The 20,052-nt window shown below is 73.2% G+C and carries 20 protein-coding genes and 1 pseudogene; 8 read left to right on the forward strand and 13 right to left on the reverse strand.

Features of this window, described 5'->3' with window-relative positions:
• Positions 1 to 983: ATP-dependent DNA ligase (locus tag GA0115240_RS25165; protein WP_272919930.1), on the forward strand; the 983-nt coding region annotated here is incomplete at its 5' end.
• Positions 984 to 1,068: 85 nt separating this feature from the next.
• Positions 1,069 to 1,722: an endonuclease gene (locus GA0115240_RS25170; protein WP_093739942.1), complete on the forward strand. Its 654-nt coding sequence runs from the start codon at positions 1,069 to 1,071 to the stop codon at positions 1,720 to 1,722.
• 40 nt (positions 1,723 to 1,762) lie between these two features.
• On the opposite strand, the gene GA0115240_RS25175 is transcribed toward GA0115240_RS25170, so the two are convergent.
• From GA0115240_RS25175 to GA0115240_RS25215, 9 genes and pseudogenes are all read right to left on the reverse strand, one after another.
• Positions 1,763 to 3,631, reverse strand: coding sequence for a complex I subunit 5 family protein (locus GA0115240_RS25175; protein ID WP_256069967.1), 1,869 nt, complete (start codon positions 3,629 to 3,631; stop codon positions 1,763 to 1,765).
• 9 nt (positions 3,632 to 3,640) lie between these two features.
• A complete protein-coding gene (locus tag GA0115240_RS25180; RefSeq protein WP_093739944.1) occupies positions 3,641 to 3,985 on the reverse strand; it encodes a sodium:proton antiporter in 345 nt (114 codons plus the stop codon).
• Positions 3,982 to 4,749, reverse strand: coding sequence for an MnhB domain-containing protein (locus GA0115240_RS25185; RefSeq protein WP_093739946.1), 768 nt, complete (start codon positions 4,747 to 4,749; stop codon positions 3,982 to 3,984). The genes GA0115240_RS25180 and GA0115240_RS25185 overlap by 4 nt, the downstream gene beginning before the upstream one ends.
• Positions 4,746 to 5,051: a Na(+)/H(+) antiporter subunit B gene (locus GA0115240_RS38595; protein ID WP_256069968.1), complete on the reverse strand. Its 306-nt coding sequence runs from the start codon at positions 5,049 to 5,051 to the stop codon at positions 4,746 to 4,748. The genes GA0115240_RS25185 and GA0115240_RS38595 overlap by 4 nt, the downstream gene beginning before the upstream one ends.
• Positions 5,048 to 5,365, reverse strand: a complete 318-nt coding sequence (locus tag GA0115240_RS38600; RefSeq protein ID WP_107407212.1) for a cation:proton antiporter — start codon at positions 5,363 to 5,365, stop codon at positions 5,048 to 5,050. Before GA0115240_RS38600 ends, GA0115240_RS38595 begins: the two co-directional genes overlap by 4 nt.
• 1 nt (position 5,366) lies before the next feature.
• Positions 5,367 to 5,669, reverse strand: coding sequence for a monovalent cation/H+ antiporter complex subunit F (locus tag GA0115240_RS25200; RefSeq protein WP_093739950.1), 303 nt, complete (start codon positions 5,667 to 5,669; stop codon positions 5,367 to 5,369).
• 1 nt (position 5,670) lies between these two features.
• A complete protein-coding gene (locus tag GA0115240_RS25205; RefSeq protein ID WP_093739952.1) occupies positions 5,671 to 6,183 on the reverse strand; it encodes a hypothetical protein in 513 nt (170 codons plus the stop codon).
• A 162-nt stretch (positions 6,184 to 6,345) separates the two neighbouring features.
• Positions 6,346 to 6,726: a hypothetical protein gene (locus GA0115240_RS25210; protein ID WP_256069969.1), complete on the reverse strand. Its 381-nt coding sequence runs from the start codon at positions 6,724 to 6,726 to the stop codon at positions 6,346 to 6,348.
• 60 nt (positions 6,727 to 6,786) lie between these two features.
• Positions 6,787 to 7,762 (reverse strand): annotated as a pseudogene (locus GA0115240_RS25215) (LLM class F420-dependent oxidoreductase).
• A 133-nt stretch (positions 7,763 to 7,895) separates the two neighbouring features.
• Here GA0115240_RS25215 and GA0115240_RS25220 point away from each other — a divergent pair.
• Positions 7,896 to 8,327, forward strand: coding sequence for a YchJ family protein (locus tag GA0115240_RS25220; protein ID WP_093739954.1), 432 nt, complete (start codon positions 7,896 to 7,898; stop codon positions 8,325 to 8,327).
• Between the two features lie 102 nt (positions 8,328 to 8,429).
• On the opposite strand, the gene GA0115240_RS25225 is transcribed toward GA0115240_RS25220, so the two are convergent.
• Positions 8,430 to 9,686: an MFS transporter gene (locus GA0115240_RS25225; protein ID WP_093739956.1), complete on the reverse strand. Its 1,257-nt coding sequence runs from the start codon at positions 9,684 to 9,686 to the stop codon at positions 8,430 to 8,432.
• 496 nt (positions 9,687 to 10,182) lie between these two features.
• Between GA0115240_RS25225 and GA0115240_RS25230 the strand changes: the two genes are divergently transcribed.
• From GA0115240_RS25230 to GA0115240_RS25245, 4 genes are all read left to right on the forward strand, one after another.
• Positions 10,183 to 10,380 (forward strand): hypothetical protein, encoded by a 198-nt coding sequence (locus GA0115240_RS25230; RefSeq protein WP_093739958.1) that lies wholly within the window; start codon positions 10,183 to 10,185, stop codon positions 10,378 to 10,380.
• Positions 10,381 to 10,635: 255 nt separating this feature from the next.
• On the forward strand, positions 10,636 to 10,908 hold the full coding sequence (locus GA0115240_RS25235) for a DUF5133 domain-containing protein (protein ID WP_093739960.1): 273 nt from the start codon (positions 10,636 to 10,638) through the stop codon (positions 10,906 to 10,908).
• Positions 10,909 to 11,238: 330 nt separating this feature from the next.
• Positions 11,239 to 12,045, forward strand: a complete 807-nt coding sequence (locus GA0115240_RS39050; protein ID WP_093739962.1) for a chaplin — start codon at positions 11,239 to 11,241, stop codon at positions 12,043 to 12,045.
• Positions 12,046 to 12,253: 208 nt separating this feature from the next.
• Entirely contained in the window at positions 12,254 to 14,020 is a 1,767-nt protein-coding gene (locus tag GA0115240_RS25245) for an ABC transporter ATP-binding protein (RefSeq protein WP_093739964.1), read from the forward strand.
• A gap of 30 nt (positions 14,021 to 14,050) precedes the next feature.
• Here GA0115240_RS25245 and pgm read toward each other — a convergent pair whose 3' ends face one another.
• The gene (gene pgm / locus GA0115240_RS25250; RefSeq protein ID WP_093739966.1) at positions 14,051 to 15,691 is read right to left on the reverse strand and encodes a phosphoglucomutase (alpha-D-glucose-1,6-bisphosphate-dependent); all 1,641 of its coding nucleotides are present in this window, start codon (positions 15,689 to 15,691) and stop codon (positions 14,051 to 14,053) included.
• A gap of 262 nt (positions 15,692 to 15,953) precedes the next feature.
• Between pgm and GA0115240_RS25255 the strand changes: the two genes are divergently transcribed.
• Positions 15,954 to 17,480, forward strand: a complete 1,527-nt coding sequence (locus GA0115240_RS25255) for a DHA2 family efflux MFS transporter permease subunit (RefSeq protein WP_093739968.1) — start codon at positions 15,954 to 15,956, stop codon at positions 17,478 to 17,480.
• 88 nt (positions 17,481 to 17,568) lie between these two features.
• Here GA0115240_RS25255 and GA0115240_RS25260 read toward each other — a convergent pair whose 3' ends face one another.
• Both GA0115240_RS25260 and GA0115240_RS25265 read right to left on the reverse strand, forming a co-directional pair.
• Entirely contained in the window at positions 17,569 to 18,057 is a 489-nt protein-coding gene (locus GA0115240_RS25260) for a MarR family winged helix-turn-helix transcriptional regulator (protein ID WP_093739970.1), read from the reverse strand.
• Between the two features lie 63 nt (positions 18,058 to 18,120).
• Positions 18,121 to 19,965, reverse strand: a complete 1,845-nt coding sequence (locus tag GA0115240_RS25265; RefSeq protein WP_093739972.1) for an MFS transporter — start codon at positions 19,963 to 19,965, stop codon at positions 18,121 to 18,123.
• Positions 19,966 to 20,052 lie beyond the last annotated feature (87 nt).

Below are 20,052 nucleotides of genomic sequence, written 5' to 3' on the forward strand. Positions count from 1 at the left end.
TGCTGGCGAGCAGCGCCAAGAACGTCGAGGAGGCACTCGCCAAGGCGGGTCCCTGCGCGGTCGAGGAGAAACTCGACGGGATCCGGGTGCAGATCCACCGGGACGCCGACGGCGTGCGGATCTTCACCCGGGCCCTGGACGACGTGACCGGCCGGCTGCCGGAGATCGTCGCGACGGCCGCCGCGCTGGGCGCGGAGCGCTTCATCCTGGACGGCGAGGTACTGGCCTTCGACGCGGCCGGCCGGCCCCGGCCCTTCCAGGAGACCGCCGGCCGGGTCGGCTCCCGGGTGGACGTGGCGTCGGCGGCCCGCGCGCTGCCGGTGCACGCGGTGTTCTTCGACCTGCTGTCCGTCGACGGCCGCGACCTGCTGGACCTGCCCTACGACGAGCGGCACGCCGCGCTGGAGACCCTGGTCCCGGCCGAGCTGCGGGTACGGCGCGAGGTGGTGGCCGACCCCGGGGACCCCGAGCAGCTCGCCCGGGCCGCCGCCTTCTTCACCGCGACCCTGGACCGGGGCCACGAGGGCGTCGTCGTCAAGTCCGCCGGCGGGAGCTACGCGGCCGGGCGGCGCGGCGCCTCCTGGATCAAGGTCAAGCCGGTGCACACCTTGGACCTGGTGGTGCTGGCGGTGGAGCGGGGCCACGGCCGGCGGACCGGGACGCTGTCCAACCTGCATCTGGGCGCCCGCGACGAGGACGGGTCGTTCGTGATGCTCGGCAAGACGTTCAAGGGCCTGACCGACGCGCTGCTGGCCTGGCAGACCGAGCGGCTGGGCGCGCTGGCGGTGAGCGACGACGGGTACACCGTCACCGTGCGGCCCGAACTGGTGGTGGAGATCGCCTACGACGGGGTGCAGACCTCGCCGCGCTACCCGGCCGGCCTCGCCCTGCGCTTCGCCCGGGTGATCCGCTACCGGGAGGACAAGTCGGCGGCCGAGGCCGACACGGTGGCCGCGGTACGGGCGGCGCACGCCGGGAGCTGAGGCCGCGCGGACCCGGATCGGGTTGGCGGCGGCGGGTTCGGGTACCCGATGGGCCGCGACCGTGTGCGACAGGAGGCGAAGCGCGATGACGACGACACAGCGGGACACGATTGCAGCGCTGCTCGACGATTACGGACGCACGTACACCGAGGATGCGGGCATCTCGCTGAAGGACGCCCCGCAGCCGCTCTACCAGTTGCTGGTGCTGTCCGGCCTGCTCAGCACCCGGATCAGGGCCGGCGTGGCGGTCTCGGCGGCCCGGGAGCTGTTCGCGGCGGGCATGCGCGACCCGAAGCGGATGGCGGACGCCACCTGGCAGCAGCGGGTCGACGCGCTGGGCCGGGGCGGCTACCGGCGCTACGACGAGCGGACCGCGACCCAGCTCGGCGACGGCGCCCGGCTCGTCACCGAGCGCTACGGCGGCGATCTGCGCCGGATGCGCGCCGAGGCGGACGGGACCTTGGCGGAGCTCGCGCACCGGCTGCGGGACTTCCCCGGTGTCGGCCCGGCCGGGGTGCACATCTTCGTGCGCGAGGTCCAGTCCGTCTGGCCGGAGTTCGCGCCCTACCTGGACGACAAGGCGCTGGACGGCGCCCGGCGCCTCGGCCTGCCCGACAGCCAGGCGTCCCTGAAGCGGCTGGCGGGCGACGCGGAGCCGGCCCGGCTGGCCTCGGCGCTGGTCCGGGTGGCGCTGGACAAGCGGGCGCCGGCGACGGTGCGCGAGCACGCCGCGGCCTGAGCCGGGGTCCCCGGCGCCGGCGGCGGCCGGCCGCGCGGCCTCAGATCTGCGCGCCGACCGCCACCATCAGCACCGCGAGCCCGACGGTGAGCCAGGTGACGTAGTCGCCGAGCACCCCGGAGTGCAGCCGCCGCAACGGGGTGATCAGGCGGCGGTCGCCGGCGGCGGCCGCCGTGCGCACCACCCGGGCGGCGCTCCAGCGCAGGTCGGGGCGCCAGACGGTGGCCGCGGCCAGGCAGAAGGCCAGGCCCGCGGAGAGCAGGCCGAGCAGCACACCGGAGGTCGTCCAGGCCGCCTCCGGGATCCGCCGGACCGGCGCGGGCACCGGCAGCGCCTGGACCTGGTCCACATAGCCGGCGCGGTCCTCGAAGGTGCGGGCGGCGCCGGCCATCGCCCGGCTGACGCCCGGCACCACGCCGACCAGCAGCGCGGCGGCGAGCAGCGCCGCGGGAACGGCGGTCATGGTCTTGGGCACCGCCCGCAGCGGGTCGCGGACCTCCGGGTCCTCCCCGTCCCCGCTGGTCTCGATGTCGGAACAGCTCAGTTCAGGTTCGGGGCCGGTGCCGTAGAAGATCCGCAGCGCGGCCCGCAGCACCGCGCCGCCGGTCAGCACCGAGGCCAGCACGTACACCGCCGTCAGCCCGGCGGCGTGGTCCCCGGCCGCGTGTTCGGCGACCGCCTTGCCCAGCGCGGTGCCGAAGGGCGGCAGCCCGGCCACCGCCAGCCCGCCGAGCAGGAACATCGCACCGCTGTAGGGGTATCCCCGGCCGCGCCCGTGCAGCCCGTACTCGTCCACCGAGCCGTTCCGGTCCAGCAGCACACCGGTCAGTGCGAAGAGCGCCGCCTTCACCCCGGCGTGTCCGGCGACGTACAGCGCGGTCCCGGCGGTGGCGGCCGGGCTGAGCAGGCTCAGGCCCAGCAGGAACAGCCCGGTGTGGCTGATGGTGGAAAAGGCCAGCAGCCGCTTCAGATGCCGCTGCTGCCAGCACATCACCGCCCCGATCAGCGCGGTCAGCACGCCGAGCGCGGCCATCGTGTGGGTGAAGGCCGCGGCCGGCACACCGCCGGCGCCGCCGAAGACGACCAGGTAGACGCGGGCCACGCCGTAGACGCCCAGTTCCACCATCACCCCGGACATCAGCATGCTCACCGGGGAAGGCGCCACCGCGTGCGCGTCGGGCAGCCAGAAGTGGAACGGCACGGTGGCGGACTTCACCAGCATCCCGGCGATGACCAGCACGAACGCGGCCACCGTCAGCAGGTCGGCCCGGTGCCCGGCGAGCGCGGCGCCCGTCTGGGCCATGCCCAGCTCCCCGGTGCGCGCGTACAGCAGAGCGATGCCGAGCAGCGAGGCGTAGGCGGCCAGGGAGTTGACCACCCCGAAGGTCAGCGCGCCGTGCAGCGACCGGGGGTCCTCGACGTGCTGGCCGGTCAGCGCGTAGGCCACCACACCCATCAGTTCGAAGAACACGAAGGCGTTGAACAGGTCGCCGGTGAGGGCGAATCCGCACATGCCGGCCTCGAAGAGCAGCAGCAGCGCCGGGAAGGTCCCGCCGTGGTCGCCCGGCCGCTCGTCGAAGTACTTCCAGGAGTAGGCCAGTACGGCCAGCATCAGCGCGGCCACCAGCAGGGCCAGGCCGACACCGAGCCGGTCGCCGACCAGCGCGATGCCGACGCCGTGCCCGGCGTGCAGAGTCCAGCCGCCGGCCCAGGACACCACCCGCTGGTCGCGGGTCTCACCCACCCGCACCCACAGCAGCGACAGGTCCGCCGCGGTCACCACGGCGAAGGCGGCGGCCAGTACGTCGCTGGCGGCCCGGGGCAGCAGCCGGCCGGCCAGCACCAGCAGCGCGGCACCGATCAGCGGTGTGGCCACGGCCAGGGGGAGCAGGTCCACCGTTGTCGGCACGGGCGGCCCTCAGCCCTTCAACTCGGTGAGTTGTTCCGGGTTCACCGTTCCGCTGCGCTTGCGGATCTGGATCACCAGGCTCAGCAGCAGCGCGGTGACGGTGGCGCCCACCACGATGTCGGTGAGCACCAGCGCCTGGACCACGGGGTCCACCACCGGTGTGGTCACCGGGATGTCGGAGAAGACCGGCGCGGTGCCGCCGCGCCGGTAGCCGATGCCGAGCAGCAGCACATAGGTGGACGACTGGGCGACCGCCAGGCAGCCCACCGCGTGCACGAGGTTGCGGCTGGTCACCATGCCGTAGACGCCCACCAGGAAGATCCAGCCGGCGGCGAGGAAGGGCAGCACCGTCATGCTCCGGACTCCTGTTCCGAGGGCGGCCCGTCGTCCTCGGGGGAGGCGATCTCCACGGCCTGGTCGAGGAATTGGGCGATCAGCACGATCACGCCGGAGGCGACCTCGATGCCGACGGCGGCGTTCACCAGCGGCACCAGGCCGGCCGACGCCAGCTGGTTGAAGGTGCCCAGCGGCAGCACGTTCTGCAAGTACGCGGCGCCGGCCGCCAGTCCGGCCAGGCCCAGCGCGCCGAAGGCGCCCGCGCCGACCGCGTCGAGCGCGGCGAAGACAGCCAGCGGCCGGACCCGGCGCAGCACCCGGTAGTCGGCGGCGACATATGCCAGATGCAGGCCGGTGGCGAGCACCACCCCGCCCTGGAAGCCGCCGCCGGGGCTGAGTTGGCCGTGGGCGACGATGTACGCCCCCACCAGCACCGTCACCGGCAGCAGCCCGACGCCCAGCAGCAGGGTGGACGGCAGCACCCGGCTGGGTTCGGGCTTGCCGCGGTTCTCGGCGCGCATCCGGCGCAGCAGGGAGACGGCGCCGAGCACCGCGCCGAACAGGATCGACTCCTCGCCGAGGGTGTCCAGGGCGCGCTGGTCGAAGTTGATCGCGGAGATCACATTGGCGGTGCGGTGCTGCAGGGAGGCGGCGACCGCCCGGGCGCCGTAGGGGTGGTTCTTGGTGCCGAAGCGCGGCAGCTCCGTGCAGGCGATGGCGAAGACCACCGCGAAGGCGGCGGCGGCCAGCAGGAACAGCACACCGCGCACCCGGCGGGTCACCGGTCGTCCTCGCGCTCGGAGGGCCGCCGGGGCGCCTGGCGCCCGACCGGTCCGCGGCGGATCTTGCGGACCGTCAGCAGGATCAGCAGCGGAGTCACCGCGGTGCCGACGGCCAGCTGGGACAGCGCCACGTCGGGGGCCTGCAGGACCAGGAACAGCAGCGACAGGCAGACCCCGAGCACGGCGAGCACCACCGCCTGCCGGGCCGGATCGCGGGTCAGCGCCGCCACCGTGGCGGCCACGGTGACCAGCACCAGGGCCGCGGCCACCAGGAAGTCGACGGCGCCGGGCGAGGTGTTCACGTCGGCGGCTCCGTCAGTCCGCCGTCCGGCGCCTCGCCCTCGCGCGCCATCGTGCGGCCGATGACGATCGCGATCACCGGTCCGGACACCGCGGTCAGCGCCCCGATGAACAGCAGCTTCACCGCCTCCCGCCCCCCTCCGGCGTCGAGCGCCAGCGCCAGGCAGATCAGCGGCACCCCGAGGGAACTGGCCGGCGCCAGCGCGTGCAGCCGGGTGTACGCCGTGGGCAGCGCGAGCAGCGCGAGCGCCGACAGCAGCAGGGCGGCCGTGCCGCAGAACAGCAGCGCGAGCGCGAATCCGTGCCGGACGTCCATCTCAGCCGTTCCCCCGCTCCGCGTCCCGCCGCCAGTCGCGCGGCGACTGGCCGGTACCGCCGGCCAGGCAGCGGGCGAAGACCAGCGTCCCGGCGGGGGCCAGCACCGCCAGCACGAGCGCGACGTCGATGTAGGACGGGCGGTGCAGGCCGCGGGCGGCCAGCAGGAAGACGGCCACCGCCATCACCCCGGCCAGCGACATCCCGGCCAGCCGCTGCGCGGCCTCGCCCCGGCTGGCCCGCAGCAGGCAGGGTCCGACGCCGGCGGGCAGCAGCACACAGGCAACCACGATCCAGGCATTCATCTCACGTCAACCGCCGTCCGCCCAGGGCCCGTTCCACCCGTGAGACCGATGGGCCCAGCACATGGGCCGTCAGGTCGTAGGCGGTGGACGGCGTTTCGGCGGCCCGGTCGGTGGTCGCGCCGGCGATGTCGATGACGCAGGCGCCCGGCGAGGCGGACAGCAGCGCCGCGGCCAGGGCGGCGTCGGTCCCGGGAGCCAGCCGGATGGTGACGACCGCGCCGGGTTCGCCGGCGCCGCGCAGCGCCCGGACGACGGTGGCGGCCAACTGGCCCGTCTCACCGAGCAGGGTGAGCGGGAAGCCCGCGGCAGCCGCCCCGATCCGGCGGCTGCCGCGGAGCCTTGGGTGCTCGGCGCGGCGCATCGCCTCGGCGGCGATCGCGCCGAGCAGCGCGAATCCGGCACCCACTTCCAGTTCCAGCGGCGGGACGGCGGAAATGAGGATCACGTAGAGCAGGAAGAGCAGCCCCCACCAGACCACCACGTTGACCGTGGTCGCCAGTGTTTCGCGCGCCATCCCCAGCCGCCTCCTCGCTCACGCCGTCCGCTCGCCTGGGCCCGGTATACCGGGCGGCCGGCGCCGCGCCCGCGTACCGGCGGGGACACGCCCGTCCGGGCCACTCCGATGCCACGGGCGGCGTCCGTCCCGGGCCGGAACGGCGAAACGCGGCTCAGCGGCTCACTGGTTGTCGAGCCGGAGCTGCGCCTCCTGCTCCTGGTCGCCGGCCGCGGTACCGACCACGCGGACCGCGAAGGCCTCCGCCAGACTCTCCCGCAGCCGGTCCACCGCGCGGTAGCCGCCCTGCGCGGTGACGGTTACCGGTTCGGACAGCCGGGCCGGGCCGGGCAGCGCCAGTGTCTGCGAGACGTCGTAGGTGGCGGTCCAGATGGTGGGCCGGCCGGTCTCGTCGTCGTCCGGCAGGTCGTCGGCGGACCGGTCGGAGGGGAAGCTGGTGCTCAGTGCGGTCAGCACGGCGCGCGCGTCCTCCTTGGCGCAGCCGTCGAGGGTCACCGCCACCTGGGCGGAGGGCTCTGCGGTCTGGTCTTGGGCGGTGGTCACGATGGTTCCTTCCGGGGACAGCACAAGGGACAGCACAAGGGACAGGGAAATCGGGGGCGGCTACCGGCGCAGCGCGGCTCGCAGCGCCGGCAGCAGGGTCTTCTCGGCCCACCGGATGAACGGGACCTGCTGGTCGCCGCCGACCTGGACCAGCGCGATCTCGTCGAATCCGGCGTCGGCGTACGGCAGTACGGCCTCGACGAAGGCGTCCACGTCGTCCCCGCAGGGGATGGACGCGGCGACGGTCTCCGGGCTGACGAACTGGCTCGCGCCCTCGAAACCGGCCGGGCCGGGGAGTTCGGAGTTGACCTTCCAGCCGAAGCCGAACCAGCGGAACTGGTCGTGCGCGCGGGCCACGGCCGCGGCGCGGTCGGTGCCGTAGCTGACCGGGAGCTGGCCGACCCGGGGCTTGCCGGCGCCGCCGTAGCGGTCGAAGGCATCGATCAGCTCGGCCCGGGGCTGCGTGGCGATGACCAGGTCCGCGAGCCGGCCGGCCACCTGGCAGGAGCGGTCGCCGGAGACGGCCACCCCAATCGGCGGCGGGGTGTCCGGCAGGTCCCACAGCCGGGCGTCGCGGACCTCGAAGTGCGGTCCGCGGTGGTTCACCGTCTCGCCGTCGAACAGGGCGCGGATGATCCCGACGGCCTCCTCCAGCTTCTCGACCCGGACCGAGGCGGCCGGCCAGCCGCCGCCGACGACGTGCTCGTTGAGGTTCTCCCCCGAGCCGAGGCCGAGCCGGAAGCGGCCTTCGGAGAGCAGCTGCATCGTGGCGGCCTTCTGCGCGACGACGGCCGGGTGGTAGCGGGTCGTCGGGCAGGTCACGATAGGTCATCAGCGGGATGCGGCGGGTGGCCTGGGCGGCGGCGCCCAGCACGGTCCAGGCGTAGGGGGCGTGGCCCTGCGAGGCGAGCCAGGGGAAGTAGTGGTCGGACGTGACGGAGAAATCGAAGCCCGCGTCTTCCGCGGCGACCACATGATCGACCAGATCGCGGGGCCCGGAATGCTCGGTCATCATTGTGTATCCGATTTGCACCATGGTGAGCGTTTTTCCGGTTCGGGCCGGGCAAAACCCGGCGCTGCTGCGAATGGGGGTCCGAGCGGGGCGTACGGATGGCGCTGGCTGGGCCGATCGGTCGGATCGGGTGGAACGGGTCCGGCAGAATCGGGGAATGCCCCGAAAGCCCTCACCCGCACGTACCCCCGGTCCGGCCGGCTACGCAGCCACCGCCGCCTGCCCCTGCGGTCTCGGCCCGCCCTACGGCGAGTGCTGCGGCGCCTTCCACGCCGGGCGCGGCGCCGCGCCGACCGCCGAGCGGCTGATGCGCTCGCGCTACAGCGCGTTCGCGGTGGCGGACACCGGATATCTGCTGCGGACCTGGTCCGCCGGCACCCGGCCGCCCGCCCTGAGCCTCGATCCGCGGGTGCGCTGGACCGGCCTCGAGGTGCTCGGGACCACCGGCGGCAGCGCCTTCCACACGCAGGGCACGGTGGAGTTCCGGGCCCGCTACCGGTCGGGCGCCGAGGCCGGCGAGCAGCGGGAGAACAGCGCCTTCAGCCGCGAGGACGGCTTGTGGGTCTACGTCGGCGAAGTCCAGCGGTAGACCGCGCCGGCGGGCCGGGCCGGGCCGGGACGCCGTCCCGTCCCGTCCGGCCCGGACGGGACGGGACTAGGACAGGAAGGGAAGGGACGGGACGCCGGGAGGTCAGGCCACCGGGTCGCGCGCGTCGTAGCGCGCGAAGCCGCGCTGGAACGCGCCGATCAGCGTGATCACCAGGATGCAGGCCAGGCCGCCGCCGACGAGGGCGACGGTGGGGGTGAAGATGTCGGCCGCCGAACCGGCCAGGAAGTCGCCGAGGCGGGGGCCGCCGACCACGACCACCAGGAACACGCCTTGGAGCCGGCCGCGCATGTCGTCCGGCGCCGCCGACTGGAGCATGGTGTTGCGGAAGACCATCGAGACGGTGTCCGCGCAGCCGGCCAGCGCCAGGAAGAGCAGGCCGAGCCACAGGTTCCGGGTGAGCCCGAAGACCGCGATCGCCGCGCCCCAGGAGGCGATGGCGATCAGGACCGCCAGCCCCTGGCGGTTGACCCGGCCGAGCCAGCCGGAAAAGACGCTGCCCAGCAGGGCGCCGACCGCCGGGGCGGCGGCGAGCAGGCCGACCGTGCGGCTGTCGCCGCCGAACCACAGGCCGGCCACCGCCGGGAAGAGCACCCGGGGCTGGGCCAGCACCATGGCGGCCAGGTCGGAGACGAAGGTGGTGCGCAGATTGGGCCGGGCGCCGAGGTAGCGCAGCCCCTCCAGCACCGACGGACGGCGCCGGGCCGCCGCGACGGCCGCCTCCCCCTGGCCGACGGCGGCGAGCTTGCTCTCCGGCAGCATGGCCGGCAGCCGCCACATGGCGTAGAGCGAGGCGGTGAAGGCCAGCACGTCGATCAGGTAGGCCGCCTGGTAGCCCCAGAATCCGACGAAGACGCCGCCCAGCATGGGCCCGGCCATCTGCCCGACGCCGCCGGCCAGCGAGGCCAGCGCGTTGGCCGCGGGCAACTGCTCGGGCGGCAGCAGTCTGGGGATCATCGAGGATCGGGCGGGTGAGTTCATCGCGAAGAAGACCGCCTGGAGGGCGACGATCCCGTACAGCAGCGCCACCGACCGCAGACCGGCGATCGCCACCAAGGCGAGCCCCAGGGACAGCAGCGTCAGCGCCGTGGAGGTGATCAGGCCGAGCCGGCGGCGGTCCACCACGTCCGCGACCGCCCCGCCGTACAGGCCGAAGGCGATCAGCGGGACGAGCGAGAACAGACCGACCAGGCCGACGTAGAAGCTGGAGCCGGTGATCGCGTAGACCTGCAGGGCGACGGCCATCGCCGTCATCTGCTGCCCGATGTAGGAGACGGTGTTGCCGAACCACAGCCGCCGGAAGTCGGCGTGCTCCCGCAGCGGCGAGATGTCGGCGAGCATCCGGGTGAGCCGGGACCCCCGCCGGGCGGGCGGGGGGCCGGGTATCAGCGACCCGGATGGCCCAGGGGTGTCGCGACGGTCTTTCTCACTGTTGAGCACGGGAAACCGTAACAATCACGCCATGTCAGCCGGTGGCCGGGGCCGTCGTCGCCGGTGCGGACCCGGTGCAGGCCCGGTGCGGACCCGGTGCGGGCCGTGGGCAGCCGGTATTCGAGCGGCCCACCGCCCGGTGGGCCCAGGAGGGTGAGTCGGCCGTAAACCGGCTGGTGACAGCCCGCGGCCGGGCATACGCTGTGCGGGACGAGCCGACTCCAGGGGAAGTACAGGGCCCCGGAGTCCGTCCCGGAACGAGTCGCCACCTCGGCCGCGCTTCCGGACCCCGCACAGGCGCCACCGCGTCCGCACCGCCCAAAGAACGAACCCCCGGGGGCGCCGGCGCACCGCCACGGCCGTTTCTGGGGTCCCCCGTGCCGAGGGCCGGGGGAGTATCCGGCCCATGCGACGACGTAAGGAGTGCGCTGTGTCAGCAGATCCGCTCAAGCGCAAGGAAAAGACGGTGGAACGCGGCGGCGACGGAGCCTCGCTGTTCAAGGAGGAGCGCCCGCTGGACGCCTGGGCGCGCTGTGCGCCGATCCGGCTCGCCGGTTACGAGGACGATCTGTCGGAGACGCACATCCTGCGCAGTATCGATTAGGCAGCGACCGGGCACCGACCAGGCCGGGCCCGCACCGGGCCCGGACCGCACGGTGCGACCGGCCGGCCACCGGGGCCGGTCGGCCCCGGGCGCCTCGGTCCGAGCCTCGGTCCGGCCGGCGGCCCCGCGCGCCTCGCGGGTCGCTTTGTCGACACAGCATCAGATCGGGCCGCTTTTTTTCCGATGCACCGCGCATGCATCGGAAAAGGCCGGGCAGACGGCTGTCGACTTCGCCGAACACCGAGGAGATCGACGATGCTGATGGCCCACCCGACTGTGCTGCGGACCCTGGTGGAGCGCTACGAGGCGCTCCGCGCGCTCGCCGACCAGTACGGCGCCGAGGGCGTGGAGGTCGGCGGCGGCGTCGACCCGCGCATCCGGCAGCAGCTGCAGGACACCGTCTACACCCTGTGCGTGTCCACCGGGACCCGGGAGATCGGGCCGGCGCTCGCCGCGGCCCGCGACCACATGGAGCGGTCCGCCTTCGCGGCGGACGATGTCGCCCCGGCGCACCGCGAGGCGGCCTGACCGGTCGCCGACGGCCGTCCGCACCGCCCCTCAAGGCCCTCGGGGTACGGGGGTCCTCTCATGCGCCGGGGGAATATGACGCGTTCTCGGCGCCCGGAATGACCCCGCCGGATCCGCTCATGGGAAAAACACAGAAAACCTTCCCCCATTGCCCCGGAATTCCCACGGACGCGCTGCTCAGAGCCCATATCCGGCCGACCGCGAACTGACCAGGGGCCGGTCACCCATTGGGATGAAATCCGGGGGCGGCATGACCTGATTGGCCCCCTGCTGCGTTGTTCCGGGTGCGGACGTACGGTCCGCGCGGAAATTCCGGAAGGCAGGGAGCGTATGAACAGGGTCGCCCGAAAGGGACTCGTCACCGCGATGGTCACCGGCGGCGTACTGGCCTCGGCGGGGTATGCCCAGGCGGATTCCGCGGCCGAGGGGGCCGGCACGGGTTCGCCCGGCGTCCTGTCGGGCAATACGGTCCAGGTGCCGGTCGACATTCCGCTCAATGCATGTGGAAATACGATCAATGTAGTGGGCCTGTTGAATCCGGCGATCGGCAACGGCTGCGCCAACACCTCGCAGCGGGGCGGGACTTCGCGGTCCCGTGACGCCCGGGCGTCCAACGGCGCCCGCCCGGCGCGGCCCTCGGGGCCCGGCGCGGTGGATCCCGGCGGACCGCGCCGGGCCGGTTCGGCCGCGGGCAAGGACGCACCGGCCAGGAGCCTCGGCTCGGCACTCCTCGGCTCCGGTGCCGGAGCCCAGGCGCTGGCCGGCAGCGGCGGCTCGGCGGGGGTGCTGGCCGGGAATGTGCTGGCGCTGCCGCTCCACCTCCCGATCAACGTGTCGGGCAACTCGGTCGACGTCGTCGGCATCGGCGACCCGGCCTTCGGCAACAGCGCCGTCGGCACCACCCCGGTGACCGGCGGGACTCCGCCCGCGACCGTCCGCACCCCTCCCCCGCCGCCCGCGCACCGGCCGATCCCCGCGCCGCCGGCCAACCCGGGGCCCAGCCGTTCGGTGGCCACCGAGAATCCGGTACTGGCGCACACCGGCGCCGAGGACATCGGCGGGACCGCCGCCTGGGGCGCCGGGCTGCTGCTCGGCGGCGCGCTGCTCGCCCGCCGGTTCCGCCCCGGCCGGGACTGACCCCCCACCAGCGACGACACCGAGGGGACCGGGCACCGCGGGGCGTCCGGCCTCTAAGGTAGATGCGTACACATGAACGTACCGGCGCAGGGACGCGCGCGAGCGCGCCACCGCGACCGGCGCGTTCGTGCGCCGTCGTACCGCTCAGTTGGCCGTACCGCTCAGTTCGCCGTTGGTGTCGCGAAGACGTGACTCAAGGAGCCCCGCAATGGCGTTGCCGGAAGGCACGCTCAGCCACCGCTACCGTGGCGAGCACCCCGTCCGCACTCTCTGCTACCTCTTCCATCCCGACCGGCGCCGGGTCGCGCTGGCCGTGCTCGCGTTCTTCGCCAAGCACACCCCGGTGTGGCTGCTGCCGCTGATCACCGCCAACGTGGTGGACGTCGTCGTCCAGCACCGGCCGATATCCGTCCTGTGGTGGAACTCCGCGATCCTGCTGGTGATCCTGCTGCTCAACTTGCCGCTGCACCTGGCCTACGTGCGCTGCATGCAGGGGTCGATCCGCCGGACCGGCACCCGGCTGCGCACCGCGCTGTGCCAGCGGATGCAGCAACTCTCCATCGGCTACCACTCCCGGGTCAGCGCGGGAGTGCTGCAGGCCAAGGTGATCCGGGACGTGGAGAGCATCGAGACCGCCGCCCAGCAGACCGCCGACAACGGGCTGGCCGCCGTCGCGACGCTGTCCGGCGGTCTGGTCGTCATCGGCATCCAGGCGCCGGCCTTCCTGCCGGTCTTCCTGGTCGTGGTGCCGGCCTCGGCGATGCTGGTGGTGCGGCTGCGCCGGCGGCTGCGCGACCACAACGAGTCGTTCCGCCAGCAGGTGGAGGTGCTGTCCTCCCGGGTCAGCGAGATGACCACGCTGATCCCGATCACCCGCGCGCACGGCCTGGAGAACACCGCGCTGCACCGGGTGGACCGCACCCTCGGGGAGGTGCTGCACGCCGGACTGCGCCTGGACCGGCTCAACGGCTGGTTCGGCTCGATCGCCTGGATCCTGCTCAACGCCATCGGTGTCGCCTGCCTGTCGGGCTCGGCGCTGGTCGCGTACTACGGCTGGCTGAACGTCAGCCCCGGCACCGTGGTGATGCTCAGTGCCTACTTCTCCAGCCTGACCGCCTCGGTCACCACCCTGCTCACCCTCACCCCGCAGATCGGCAAGGGCCTGGAGTCGGTGCGCTCGATAGGCGAGGTGCTGCAGGCGCCGGACCTGGAGCAGAACGACGGCAAGGCCGAAGTGGCGGGCGTGGTCGGCCGCTTCGAGTTCCGCGGGGTCGGCCACACCTACCCGGACAGCGCGTCGCCGTCGCTGACCGGCTTCGAGCTGGACGTACGGCCCGGCGAGACGATCGCGCTGGTCGGCGGCTCGGGCGCGGGCAAGTCCACCGTGCTGAACCTGGTGATCGGCTTCCTGCGGCCGACCGAGGGGCGGATCCTGCTCGACGGGGTGGACATGGAGACCCTCGACCTGCGCGGCTACCGCAGCTGGCTGTCGGTGGTGCCGCAGGAGTCCATCCTGTTCGAGGGCAGCATCCGGGAGAACGTCACCTACGGGATGACGGACGTGCCGCACGAGGCGGTCCGCACCGCGCTGCGCGACGCCAACGCGCTGGAGTTCATCGACCGGCTGCCGCTGGGTCTGGACACCGTGGTCGGTGAGCGCGGCGCCCGGCTGTCCGGCGGGCAGAAGCAGCGGCTGGCCATCGCCCGGGCACTGATCCGCGATCCGCGGGTGCTGATCCTGGACGAGGCCACCTCGGCGCTGGACTCCCGCTCGGAGGCGCTGGTCCAGCAGGCGCTGAGCCGGCTGGTACGCGGCCGTACCGTCTTCGTGGTCGCGCACCGGCTGTCCACGATCAGGAACGCGGACCGGATCGTCGTCCTGGACGACGGGCGGATCGCGGAGATCGGCTCGCACGCGGAACTGCTGCGCAGCGGCGGCGCGTACGCGGGCCTGCAGGCCGCCCAGCTGGCCTGAAGCCCGGGTGCCCCGGGGGTGGCGGCCGGCTCAGCCGGCCAGCGCGGCGGAGACCATGGTCTGCGCCTCCTGCTGCACCTTCGCCAGGTGGTCCTCGCCCAGGAAGGACTCCGCGTAGACCTTGTAGACGTCCTCCGTGCCGGACGGGCGGGCGGCGAACCAGGCGTTCTCGGTGCAGACCTTGATGCCGCCGAGCGGGGCGCCGTTGCCGGGCGCGTGGGTGAGCACGGCGGTGACCCGCTCACCGGCCAGTTCGTCGGCCGCCACCTGCTCGGGCGACAGCTTGGCCAGGACCGCCTTCTGCTCGCGGTCGGCGGGCGCGTCGGTCCGGGCGTAGGCGGGCGCGCCGAACTCGCTGGTCAGGTCGGCGTAGTGGGCCGAGGGGGTGCGCCCGGTGACGGCGGTGATCTCGGCGGCCAGCAGGGCCAGCAGGATGCCGTCCTTGTCGGTGGTCCACACGCTGCCGTCGCGCCGCAGGAAGGACCCGCCGGCCGACTCCTCCCCGCCGAAGGCCAGCGTGCCGCCGAGCAGCCCGTCCACGAACCATTTGAAGCCGACCGGGACTTCGGTGAGCGGCCGGCCGAGCCCGGCGACCACCTTGTCGATCATCGAGGAGGACACCAGCGTCTTGCCGATGGCGAGCTCCGGTCCCCACTGCTCACGGTGGCCGGCCAGATAGGAGATGGCCACGGCGAGGTAGTGGTTGGGGTTCATCAGGCCGGCGTCGGGGGTGACGATGCCGTGCCGGTCGGCGTCGGCGTCGTTGCCGGTGGCGATGCCGTACTCGTCCTTGCGGGCGATCAGCGAGGCCATCGCGTAGGGCGAGGAGCAGTCCATCCGGATCTTGCCGTCCCAGTCCAGCGTCATGAAGCGCCAGGTCGGGTCGGCGTACGGATTGACCACCGTCAGGTCGAGGCCGTGGGTCTCGGCGATCCGCCCCCAGTAGTCCACCGAGGCGCCGCCGAGCGGGTCGGCGCCGATGGTCAGGCCGGAGTTGCGCACCGCCTCCAGGTCGAGCACCGACGGCAGGTCGTTCACGTAGGTGCCGAGGAAGTCGTAGCGGCCGGTGGTGTCGGCGGCCAGTGCCCGGGTGTAGGGGATGCGGCGGACGGACTTCAGGCCGTCGGCGATCAGCGCGTTGGCACGGTCCTGGATCCAGCCGGTGGCGTCGGAGGCCGCCGGTCCGCCGCTCGGCGGGTTGTACTTGAAGCCGCCGTCGGCCGGCGGATTGTGGGAGGGGGTGACCACCACGCCGTCCGCGAAGGCGTCGGCGCGGCCCCGGTTGTGGGTGAGGACGGCGTGCGAGACGGCCGGGGTGGGCGTCCAGCCGTCGGCCTGGTCGATCAGCACGGTGACCCCGTTGGCGGCGAACACCTCCAGCGCGGTGACCCGGGCGGGTTCGGACAGCGCGTGGGTGTCCGCGCCGATGAACAGCGGGCCGGTGGTGTTCTGCCGCTCGCGGTAGTCGCAGATCGCCTGGCTGGTGGCGGCGATGTGGTCCTCGTTGAAGGCGGTGGCGAAAGCGGAACCGCGGTGTCCGGAGGTGCCGAAGGCCACCCGCTGGTCGGGCTCGCCGGGGTCGGGGTGCAGAGCGTAGTAGGCGGTGACCAGTCGGGCGACGTCCACCAGGTCCTCCGGCCGGGCCGGCATTCCGGCGCGCTCGTGCGGCATCCGCGTCTCCTTGTGTCTGCGTGACTGGGTGTCTGAGGGTGTGGGGGTCAGGGCCCCTTGCTTGTGCGTTCCCCATTTTCACGTGTCCGCTCCCCCGGGGCAGTGCGGGGCACGACGGGCGCGGCGCCAGGCCGGGTTCGGGGGCGGGCTTCGGGCGCGGCGCCCGGGCCCCTTTCGGCTGCGCCCGCGGGCCGGGCGTTATGGTGGGGACGCTTCGGCGGCCATCAGGACGGCGGCCCACCGGACGGGAGAGGCGGGTGTGATGTCCAGGCCTGATCCGCCCGCTTCCCATGGCGTACGGCTGGCCTCGCGGCCGGGCCGATGGGTGCTGGCGGCGGCGGTTCTCGGCTCGGGCATGGCGCTGCTGGACGGCACGGTGGTGAACATCGCGCTCCCCCGGATCGGTGAGGACCTCGGCGCGTCGCTGGCCACCTTGCAGTGGACGGTCAACGGCTATCTGCTGACGCTGGCCGGGCTGATCCTGCTCGGCGGCGGCCTGGGCGACCGGTACGGGCGGCGCCGGGTGTTCGTGGTCGGCGCGATCTGGTTCGCGCTGGCCTCCGCGCTGTGCGGCATCGCCCAGGACAGCGCGACGCTGATCATCTCGCGGGCCCTCCAGGGCGTGGGCGGGGCGCTGCTGACGCCGGGTTCGCTGTCGCTGGTGCAGGCCACCTTCCGCCGCGAGGACCGGGCGAAGGCGGTGGGCGCCTGGTCCGGCCTGGGCGGAGTGGCGGGCGCGGTGGGCCCGTTCATCGGCGGCTATCTGGTGGACGGCCCCGGCTGGCGGTGGATCTTCCTGATCAATGTGCCGATCGCGGCCGTCGTGGTCCTCATCGCCCAACGGCATGTGCCCGAGAGCCGGGACCGCACCGCCTCGGGCTCCTTCGACGTGACCGGGGCGGCGCTGGCCGCGCTGTGCCTGGCCGGCATCACCTACGCGCTGATCTCCGCCTCCGGGCACCCCTCGCCGCTGCTGCTGGTCGGGCCGGCGGCGCTCGGGCTGGCGTGCGGGGTGGCCTTCGTACGGGTCGAGCAGCGCCGGGCGCATCCGATGCTGCCGCTGTCGGTGTTCTCGTCGCGGCTGTTCACCTCGATAAACCTGGTGACGCTGCTGCTGTACGCGGCGATCGGCGGCGTCTTCTTCACCCTGCCGGTGCAACTGCAGATCGCGGCCGGCTACAGCGCGCTGCGGGCCGGGATCGCGACGCTGCCGCTGACCTTGCTGTTGCTGCTGCTGTCCGCGCCGGCCGGCGCGCTGGCGCAGCGGATCGGGCCGCGGCTGCTGCTGACGGTGGGACCGCTGGTCACCGGGATCGGGCTGCTGCTGCTCACCCGGATCGGGCCGGGTGCCTCGGGCTATTTCGTCGATGTGCTGCCCGCGGTGCTGGTGCAGGGGGTGGGGATGAGCATGATCGTGGCACCGCTGACCGCGACCGTGCTGGCCTCGGTGGATGTGACCCATTCCGGGATCGCCAGCGGCGTCAACAACGCCGCGGCCCGGGTCGCCCAGTTGCTCGCGGTGGCGGCGCTGCCGCTGGCGATCGGGCTGTCGAACCAGGCGTACCGCTCGCCGCACGCGGTGGACACCGCCTTCAGCAAGGCCATGTGGATCTGCGCCGGGCTGTGCGCGATCGCCGCGGTGCTCGCGCTGCTGCTGATCCCCTCGGGGGCGCTGCGGGAGGACGACGGGGACGAGCCGCGGGCGCTGCCGGAGTGCCGAACGAATTGCGGGTTCGCCGCTCCCCCGCTGGAGCCCGGCTCCACCGGCTCCACCCGGGCCACCGGCTGACCGGCCGGGCGGCCGGCAGAAGGACCCCGTCGAGCGACCCAACCGGCCGGCTCCTTGGGCCGATCGGGGAGCCGTGGGGGCCCGGGGGTCAGTCCTCCGGCTCGGTGAGCAGCTGCTCCAGCACCGGCAGCGCCGCCCGCAGGGTGCGGCCCTGGTCGGGGGTGAGCCGGGACATCCGGCGGGCCAGCAGTTCGGAGCGCTCGCGGCGGATCCGGACCAGCAGATCGGTGCCGGCCGGGGCGATGCTGACCAGCCAGGACCGGCCGTCGGACGGGTCCGGTTCCTTGCGGATCAGCCCGGCGGCGGCCAGCGGGCCGACGGTACGGGTCGCCGAGGGCGCCGCCACCCGCTCGTAGGCGGCCAGCTCACCGAGTCGCATCGGGCCCTGCTCCTCGATCCTGGCCAGCGCGGACAACTGGGCGTAGGTGAGGTTGAGGTCGTCACCGGAGGCCTGCGCCATCTGGCGGTACAGCCGGGCGATGAGCAGCCGCAGCCGGGCCACGTCCGGCGACGAGGGCCCGGCGGCCGGCGGCGGCGCGGCGGAGGGCGCCCCGTGCCCGTCAGTCCTGGCGGTCATGACGGGGCGCCTCCTTGGTGCCGTGCCCGCCGTACGGGGGTCCGTACGGCGGTGCCGGCGCGGTCAGTTCTCCGGGCCGGCGCTGCTGGTCGAGCTGGTCGAGCTGGTCGTCGAGCTGGTCGTGGACGTGGCGCCGCCGGCCGAGCCGTTCGGCGCGCCGGCCGCCGGTACGGCGCCCGCCGCGACCGCCACGCCGGTGGTGATGCCCGCGGCCCGGTCCGGACGGCTGCGGATCAGCGACGCGCCCGCCGCGACCAAGGACATCACGATCGCCAGGCCGAAGACCACGACGAGGCCGTCGTGGAACGGACCGGAGATCAGATGCGGGAAGAACTCCCGGCCGGTGAGCGTGTGCGCGTTGACTGCCGGCAGCTTACCGAGCAGGTCCGGGCCGAGCAGCTGCTGGATCGGGTTGTAGCCGAGGAAGGCCGCGAACAGCGTACCGACCGGTGGCAGCGTGGCGACCTGGTGGGCGTTGGCCGCGGGTACGCCCTGGGCGGTCAGGCCGGAGCTGAGCGTGTGGGGCAGCGAGCGGGCCAGGCCGGCCACCATCAGGGAGAAGAAGACGCCGATGGACAGCACCATGCCGGCGTTCTGGAAGGTGGCCCGCATCCCGGAGGCGGCGCCGCGCGCCTCGGCCGGCACGCTGGCCATGATGATCGAGGTGTTGGGCGCCGCGAACAGCCCGCCGCCGACTCCGTTGAGGAAGATCACCAGCGCGAAGACCCAGTAGTTGAAGTCGGTGGGCAGCAGCAGCAGTCCGCCGAAGGACGCGGCCATCACCACGAAGCCCGCGGCGGCGAACAGCCGGGCGCCGTAGCGGTCGGAGAGGTAGCCGGCGATCGGGCCGGCCGCGAGGAAGCCGACGGTCAGCGGCAGCAGGTAGATGCCGGCCCACAGCGGGGTGTCGGCGTAGTTGTAGCCGTGCAGCGGGAGCCAGATGCCCTGCAGCCAGATGATCAGCATGAACTGCAGGCCGCCGCGGGCGATGGAGCCGAGCAGGGTGGCCGCGTTGCCGCCGGCGAAGGTCCGGTTGCGGAACAGCTTGAGCGGGAACATCGGCTCGGCGACCTTGGACTCGATCAGGCAGAACGCCACCAGCATGGCGACACCGCCGATCAGCCCGGCCAGCACCCACGGGTTGGTCCAGCCCATGGTGTGGCCGCCGTAGGGCTGGATGCCGTAGGTGATGCCGGCCAGCAGCGCGGTCAGGCCGACGGCGAAGCTGATGTTGCCCCACCAGTCCATCCTCGCCGGCCGGCGGATGCCGGTGTCGTGCAGCGAGCGGTAGGCCCAGACGGTGCCGATCAGCCCGATGGGCACGTTCACCCAGAAGATGGAGCGCCAGTTCCACTCGGCGAGCAGGCCGCCGAGGACCAGGCCGATGAAGGAGCCGGCGATACCGGCCACCATGTTGACGCCCAGTGCCATGCCCCGCTGGCGGGCCGGGAAGGCGTCGGTGATGATCGCCGCCGAGTTGGCCATCAGCATGGAGCCGCCGACCGCCTGCGCCACCCGCCAGCCGATCAGCCACAGTGCTCCGCCGCCGCCGTGCATCGGGTCGACGGACAGGATCACCGAGGTGACGGTGAAGATCAGGAAGCCGGTGTTGTAGATCTTGACCCGGCCCAGGATGTCGCCGAGGCGGCCGAGGGTCACCACCAGCACGGCGGTCACCAGCATGTAGCCCATCAGCATCCACAGCAGGTAGCTGACGTTGCCCGGCTGGAGGGGGTCGAGCCGGATGCCGGTGAAGATCGCGGGCAGCGAGATCAGCACGATGGACGAGTTGATCGTGGCGATCAGCATGCCCAGGGTCGTATTGGACAGGGCAACCCACTTGTAGTGCGGGTGGTCCGCGTCGATACGCGGTGTCCGCCGCTGTATTCGTGTCGCGTCTTCGGTCATGGGTCGGTCCACACCACCAGGAGGAGAGCAGTTACTTAACTTAGGTTAAGTAACTCTACCATCGCCATGTCCCTGTCGGACGGCGGG

Origin of the sequence: Streptomyces sp. DvalAA-14 (assembly GCF_900091855.1) — a bacterium.
Taxonomy (GTDB): domain Bacteria; phylum Actinomycetota; class Actinomycetes; order Streptomycetales; family Streptomycetaceae; genus Actinacidiphila.